Raw genomic sequence first — 6,286 nt, forward strand, 5'->3', positions numbered from 1 at the left:
TCCGCGCGCTCAGCTAGCGCGGCTCAATCGATATCTCGGGTTTTGCGTTCCGGCTCGTCCGTCGTGGCCGCGCCCGGACCGCCGTCCGTCCCCGCCGGCGGCTCATCCTCGAGGTCGGGGAACCCGGCGCGCAAATAGGCGACGATCTGGAAGATCTGCTCTTGCGAGAGCCGGTTCTTGAATGCGGGCATGGCAGTGCCGAACTGCTTGCCGCCCTCGGCGATGCTCCACAGCAAATACTGATCGACCGCGACCGGCTGCTGAACCATGTAGGCGAGGAGCGCCGGCGAGGGCTTCAGAGAATAGGCGAGATCTCCGTTGCCGAGCCCCATGACGCCATGACATTTCTGACAATGTGCGTGGTAGAGCGGGCCGCCTTCGGCGATGGCGCGCACCGTGTAGCCGACCGTGTTCTCCGCCGCCGAGTATTGGTGCGGAATGTCGCCATTCACAAAGGTGGAGAAGCGCAGCATGCGCTGCTGCTGCTCAGGGTCGAGATTCCGTAAGCTCCAGCCAATCGTGGGCTCTCCTTGGGCGGGAGCCTCCTTCGGGCTGCCGCTCGCCTCAGGCGGCACATCCTGTGCGCGGGCGACGTTAGAGGGCGCATAGAGCAACCCACACAGAATGAGGACAACAGGGAGCGTGCGCGGCATGGAAGGCTTCCTTTGGCTGGTCTCAGCCGAGCCTCATACATCGCTCTCACGGCGAGACCATGCATTGCCGCAGATCAAAGAAAGGGCGAATGGGCCCTACCCCACGATCTCGCTTTTCTTGAAGCAGAGCCCGATCTCGCGCTTGGCGCTTTCGGGGCTATCGGAGCCGTGCACGGAGTTCCGCTGCATGTTGACGCCGAAATCCTTGCGGATGGTCCCGGGCTCCGCGTCCACCGGATTGGTCCTGCCCATCACCGCGCGATTGCGGGCGATGGCGTCCTCGCCCTCCAGCACTTGGAGCACGATCGGGCCGGAGGTCATGAACTGGATCAGGCCCTTATAGAAGTCCTGGCCCTTGTGCATCTCGTAAAAGGCTTGCGCGTCCTTCTTCTTCCACCACACGCGCTTTTGCGCGATGACCCGCAGGCCGGCGCCTTCCAGCCGCGCGATGATCAGCCCGGAGATGTTACGCTCGGTGGCGTCGGGCTTGATAATCGAGAGCGTACGTTCGCTGGCCATACCTAAGTCCTTCTAGTCTTTAGAATCTTTGCGGGGCTTATAGCTGCCAGGCATGACAGCCACAAGGCGATCAAGGTAAACTAGGTTGCCACTGTTGGGGACGCCGAAGCGGGACCGCCGCAGCGCGTAGGAGGGGTATGCCGATGCTCTATGCCACTTTCAAGGTCATTCTGACGAGCGTTCTCGTGGTCGCAGTCTCCGAGGCCGCCAAGCGCAGCGCCCTTGTAGGCGCCATCATCGCTTCGGTCCCGCTCGTCTCGGTGCTCGCCATGATCTGGCTCTATGTCGATACGGGCGATACCGAGAAGATCGCGCGCCTGGCCTCGGGCATTTTTTGGTTGGTGCTCCCTTCGCTCCTGCTCTTCTTAAGTCTGCCGCTGCTGCTCCGCGCCGGCGTCGACTTCTACGCGAGTCTCGCCACCTCGATCGTGCTTACGGTCGCGGCTTATTTCGCCATGCTCTATAGCTTGCGGCTTGCCGGTATCGAGATCTAACAGGACTCACGCTTTCTGCTGCCAGCGCCCGTCTCCGTCCTGCTGCCAATAGCTCACGGCAAAGCCCTTCTCCTTCGCCGACGCCCAGGCCTCTCGCGCCCGCCCCACGGCGTCCGCGTCGCGGCCGTCGAACATATGAACCACACGGATGTAGCCGCTTGCGTCCTCCAACGCCGCGCCGTCAACCAGAAAACGCACCGCCGCCTCGTTTGGATTTTCCTCGTCGTCGGTAAGATAAATCGGCTGGGCGTGAGGCGTGCCGTCGCTCGCCGCCCCGTGCGGCAGGAAGCTGTCCTCACGAAAGGTCCACAGCAACGTGTTCAGCGCCTCGACCCGCTCTCTGCTCGCGGCCTGCACGGCCGCGCGCCAGCCCCGCTCCAGAGACCGCTCAAGCAGCGTCGGCAGCACCTGCTCCAGCGAGCGGTTCTCCAGGTGATAGAAATAGACTTCCGTCTCGCCGCTCATTCCGCACCTGCCTTCGCATAAGGGTTCTTGCCTTTGCGCAGGTTGAAGCGAATCGGCACGCCCGGCAGGTCGAACGTTTCGCGCAAGCCGTTCACCAGATAGCGCACGTAAGACTCCGGCAGTGCTTGGGCCATCGAGCAAAACGCAACGAAGGTCGGCGGCCGGGCATTCGCTTGCGTCATGTAGCGGATCTTGATGCGGCGCCCAGAGGGCGCTGGGGGCGGATGCGCGTCGACGGCGGCGCCGAGCCAGTCGTTCAGAGCGTGCGTCGGCAGGCGCTTGTTCCACACCTCGTCCGCCGCGAGCACCGCGTCCATGAGCTTGTCGACACCCTTGCCGCTCTTGGCCGAAACCGTCACCAGCGAGACGCCTTTAACCTGCGGCAGGAGCCGCTGACACATCTCGCGCAGCTCTGCCAGACGCTGCTGGCGCTCGCGCACGAGATCCCATTTGTTGACGGCAATGACGAGCGCCCGGCCCTCCTGAGCGATGAGGTTGGCGATCTGCAAGTCCTGCTTTTCGAAAGGCTGCTCCGCGTCGAGCAGCAATACCACCACCTCGGCGAACCGGATCGCTCTCAGCGTGTCGCCGACCGAGAGCGTCTCGGCCTTGCCTTCGACCCGTGCCTTGCGCCGCAAGCCCGCCGTGTCGAACACGCGCAGCGGTCTACCCTTCCACTCGATCTCCGAAGCGATTGCATCGCGCGTAATGCCTGCTTCGGGCCCGGTGATCATGCGTTCCTCACCGAGCAGCGCATTGACCAGCGTGGACTTGCCGACATTCGGCCGTCCGACAACGGCCAGTCGCAACTTGAAAGTCCGCTCGTCCGTTTCCTCCGCCCGAGACTCCGTCTCGCCGCGCGCCTCAACGGCGTGCCCGATGGCGTCGATCACCTCGCCGATACCGAGACCATGCTCGGCGGAGATCGCCAAGGGCTCGCCGAGACCGAGCGAGAACGCCTCGTAGAAGCCGGCTTCCGCCGCGCGGCCCTCCGACTTGTTGGCGGCCAGGACCACGGGCTTGCCCGCGCTCCGCACCAGATCGCCGAAGATCTCATCGGCAGCGGTCACGCCCGTGCGCGCGTCGATCAGGAACAGTACGAGATCGGCTTGAGCGACGGCCGCTTCGGTCTGCTGGCGCATGCGCGCGGTGAGCCCTTCATCGCCGGATTCGAGACCGGCCGTGTCGACGAGCGTGACGGTGCAGGCGTCCAGTTCAACTTCGGTCTCGCGGCGGTCGCGCGTAAGCCCCGGCTGGTCGTCGACGAGAGCCAGCCGCCTGCCCGCAAGCCGGTTGAACAGCGTGGACTTGCCGACATTCGGCCGACCAACAATGGCGACAGTAAAGGACATGGACCCGTTTTCGAGATGCGAGGAGCGAAAGGCCAGACCGAGCCGGCGGCAAGAATCAGTTGAGGGCGATTAGATCGGCATCGTCGGACAGGATATACATCCGGCCGCCGGCCACAACGGGCGTCACAAAGACGTCCGTATCGAGGTCAACCTTGCTGCTGATCTGTCCGCCCCTGGCATCGACGCCCACAAGCAGGCCCGCGCTGGAGACCACCCAGACTTGGTTTCCGGCAAGCACCGGGCCGCTCCAGCGCGCGGCGTTCGGGAGTTCGGCCACCCAACGCACCTCTCCGTCATTGCGGCCGAGCGCCATGAGCCGGTTGGAGACATCCACCACGAACACCGCATCGCCCGCGACCCAAGGCATTTGCGTGCTCGCCACGTTGCGCGTCCAGACCCGGGCGCCGAGGCAAGCGAGGTGGCGATCATCCTGCCGCCATGACTGACCGCATAGACGACCCCGCGATCGACCACGGGCCGCGCCGGATCGCCGAGAACGCCGGAGGCGCTCTTTTCCGTTGAACGGCTCAGGGAGTCGCGCCACGCCGTTTTGCCGCTGCCGGCCTCATAAGCGATGATATCGCCTGCGGGGAACGGGGCCACCACAATGCCGCCAGACACCGCAGGGCTCGCATTGCTCAGAAGCGTTGCGCTCTGTGGCAGGCCGCGCTGCTTCCAAGCTTGCTCGCCCGTGCTGGCACTCAACGCGTAGAGATTATTGTCGGTGGAGACGAAGAAGATCTTGCCCGCCGCCACCGTGGGTGAATTGCGGATCGGCTTGCCGACCGCCTTGGTCCACTGAACGGCGCCACTGGCCGGGTTGAGCGCGACCACGGTGCCGTAGCCGGTCGTGGCGTAGAGCGTATTGCCCTCGAGCGCGAGCCCGCCGCCGAAGCCTTCGCTGCTCTTCTCGTTCTCGGGCGTGAGGCTGGTCGACCAGACTTTCGCGCCGCTCGAGGTGGAAAAAGCCGACACGTCACCCGCGGCGTCCAGCGTGAACACCTTGCCTCCAGCCACGAGAGGTACCGCACTCAGCCGACCGCTCGACGAAGACCCCGTGCCGGCATCCGCGGTCCAGACTTTGCGCAAGCCGCCCTGAAGCGCCAAATGACCGAGACTGTTGGAGGGCACGCCGCCTGGCTGCGTCCAAGACGCATTGACGCTGGCCGGGGGCAAAGAGACGGGCTTCGCCGTGATCTGGCCGGCGCGAGCTCGCCCGGATCGGTAATAACGGCGATTCGCTCGCCAGGGAGCCGCTCCTCATCCTCGGAGAACGGATTCTTGATCGACGAGAGCGGCCCGCCACAGCCGGAAAAGACCAAGGCGACCGCAACGACAAGAAGCCCTGCGCTGAGAAGGCGACTGCCTGTTCTCCGTTCTTTATCCCGGCCCAATTTTCGAGCCCCGCTGCTTCGCAACTAATTGGTCGTGGAACTGCTCTGCGCCGGCGCGCTGCTCACAATGAGTGCAAGCATCATATTGGCACGGTCGCGCATGTTCGGCGGCGTTCCTTGATCGCCGAGAAGAGCGCTGAACTGCTCCTCGGCTGTACGCATGTTCTTGTGCTGATAAGCCGAAAGGCCAAGCAGCTCCCGGGCCGAGAACCGCCAAGCGGTGTTCCCCTCGATCAGCCCTTTGAGCCGCCGCTCCATCTCGGCGTAGTCGGCCTTATCGAGCCGCAGCGTCGCGGCCTGAAGCGTGGCAAGTCCCTGCAGGATCGGATCGACGCCGCCATCCGTGGCGAGTGCGTCATAGGCGGTGACGGCGTTGTCTGTCTCGCCCGCCTTCGCCTGAGCTGCCGCCAACTGGAACCGGGAAAGCACCCTATAGCCGTGCGGACCGTCGTCCGCGAGCGTCTCGAAAGCTTCCGTGGCCTTGGCCGGATCGGACTCGTTCTCGAGGACCATGGCCTGAACGAATTCCGCGCCGGCTCTCTGCGACTCCCGCTCTTTCCAGAAGGACCACCCCTTATATCCGGCGACACCGGCGATCAGAACGGCGGCAAAGACGATGATGTAGACACCGAATCTGTCCCACAGCCTCTTGTACTGGTCGTGGCGGACGGCCTCGTCGACCTCGCGAAAGAAACTGTTGTCGCTCATTGGGCTGCGGGCTCTTCTGATGACAAAGGATCGGCGGCCGGGGCAGACGCAGCCACCCTGACCTCACGCCGTATAGTGAAGGCCCGTTGCTCGCGCAAGGCTCAAGCCCCGGCGCGACCTGGCAAGCGTGGTAAATGCGTTAGCCCTCTAAGGCTAACTGCCTGTCATTTTGGTCTTTTTCGTGGCCCCGTCGTCGTCCTCGAACATCGGATAGGTATAAGCGTCCGACGGGAAGGCACGGGCGCGCACCTCGGTGGAATAGGCCTTCACGGCCCCTTCGATGGCATCGCCGAGATGGGCGTATTCCTTGACGAATTTGGGCACGCGCGGGGAGAGTCCCAGCATGTCCTCGAGCACGAGCACCTGCCCGTCGCATTCGGCCGACGCACCAATGCCGATCGTGGGAATGGCGATCTGCTTGGTGATGCGCGCGGCCAGCAACTCGGCCAAAGCCTCGACCACCACGGCGAAAGCGCCGGCCTCGGCCACGGCCTTGGCATCCTCTTCGAACCGGGCCCATTCGGAACGGTGGCGCCCTTGGGGCTGAAAGCTGCCGATCTGGTTCACCGCCTGCGGCGTGAGCCCGATATGGCTCATTACCGGGATGCCCCGGCTCGTGAGATATTTGATGGTCTCGGCCATATGCACGCCGCCCTCGAGCTTGACCGCGCCGCAGCCGGTCTCCTTGAGGACACGGGCGG

The 6,286-nt window shown here is 64.3% G+C and carries 8 protein-coding genes and 1 pseudogene; 1 reads left to right on the forward strand and 8 read right to left on the reverse strand.

Going from position 1 to position 6,286, the window contains the following annotated elements:
• Window positions 1-23 precede the first annotated feature (23 nt).
• Together AUC71_RS00355 and ndk are read right to left on the reverse strand one after the other, a co-directional pair.
• Entirely contained in the window at window positions 24-653 is a 630-nt protein-coding gene (locus tag AUC71_RS00355) for a c-type cytochrome (protein WP_083237937.1), read from the reverse strand.
• 96 nt (window positions 654-749) lie between these two features.
• A complete protein-coding gene (gene ndk, locus AUC71_RS00360) occupies window positions 750-1,172 on the reverse strand; it encodes a nucleoside-diphosphate kinase (RefSeq protein WP_069622664.1) in 423 nt (140 codons plus the stop codon).
• 143 nt (window positions 1,173-1,315) lie between these two features.
• On the opposite strand from ndk, the gene AUC71_RS00365 reads away from it, so the two are divergent.
• Window positions 1,316-1,666 (forward strand): DUF3147 family protein, encoded by a 351-nt coding sequence (locus AUC71_RS00365; RefSeq protein ID WP_069622668.1) that lies wholly within the window; start codon window positions 1,316-1,318, stop codon window positions 1,664-1,666.
• A 6-nt stretch (window positions 1,667-1,672) separates the two neighbouring features.
• On the opposite strand, the gene AUC71_RS00370 is transcribed toward AUC71_RS00365, so the two are convergent.
• The 6 genes and pseudogenes from AUC71_RS00370 to AUC71_RS00390 all read right to left on the reverse strand — a co-directional run.
• Window positions 1,673-2,131, reverse strand: coding sequence for a DNA polymerase III subunit chi (locus tag AUC71_RS00370; RefSeq protein WP_069622665.1), 459 nt, complete (start codon window positions 2,129-2,131; stop codon window positions 1,673-1,675).
• On the reverse strand, window positions 2,128-3,483 hold the full coding sequence (gene der / locus AUC71_RS00375; RefSeq protein WP_069622666.1) for a ribosome biogenesis GTPase Der: 1,356 nt from the start codon (window positions 3,481-3,483) through the stop codon (window positions 2,128-2,130). Before der ends, AUC71_RS00370 begins: the two co-directional genes overlap by 4 nt.
• A 55-nt stretch (window positions 3,484-3,538) precedes the next feature.
• The gene (locus AUC71_RS22460; protein WP_425283338.1) at window positions 3,539-3,796 is read right to left on the reverse strand and encodes an outer membrane protein assembly factor BamB family protein; all 258 of its coding nucleotides are present in this window, start codon (window positions 3,794-3,796) and stop codon (window positions 3,539-3,541) included.
• A 24-nt stretch (window positions 3,797-3,820) separates the two neighbouring features.
• Window positions 3,821-4,614, reverse strand: a pseudogene (locus AUC71_RS00380) (PQQ-binding-like beta-propeller repeat protein); the annotation flags it as partial.
• A 287-nt stretch (window positions 4,615-4,901) separates the two neighbouring features.
• On the reverse strand, window positions 4,902-5,585 hold the full coding sequence (locus AUC71_RS00385; RefSeq protein ID WP_069622667.1) for a tetratricopeptide repeat protein: 684 nt from the start codon (window positions 5,583-5,585) through the stop codon (window positions 4,902-4,904).
• Window positions 5,586-5,738: 153 nt separating this feature from the next.
• On the reverse strand, window positions 5,739-6,286 hold a 548-nt coding region (locus AUC71_RS00390; RefSeq protein ID WP_193426996.1), incomplete at its 5' end, for a 3-methyl-2-oxobutanoate hydroxymethyltransferase.

This window comes from Methyloceanibacter marginalis (assembly GCF_001723295.1).
GTDB classification, from domain to species: domain Bacteria; phylum Pseudomonadota; class Alphaproteobacteria; order Rhizobiales; family Methyloligellaceae; genus Methyloceanibacter; species Methyloceanibacter marginalis.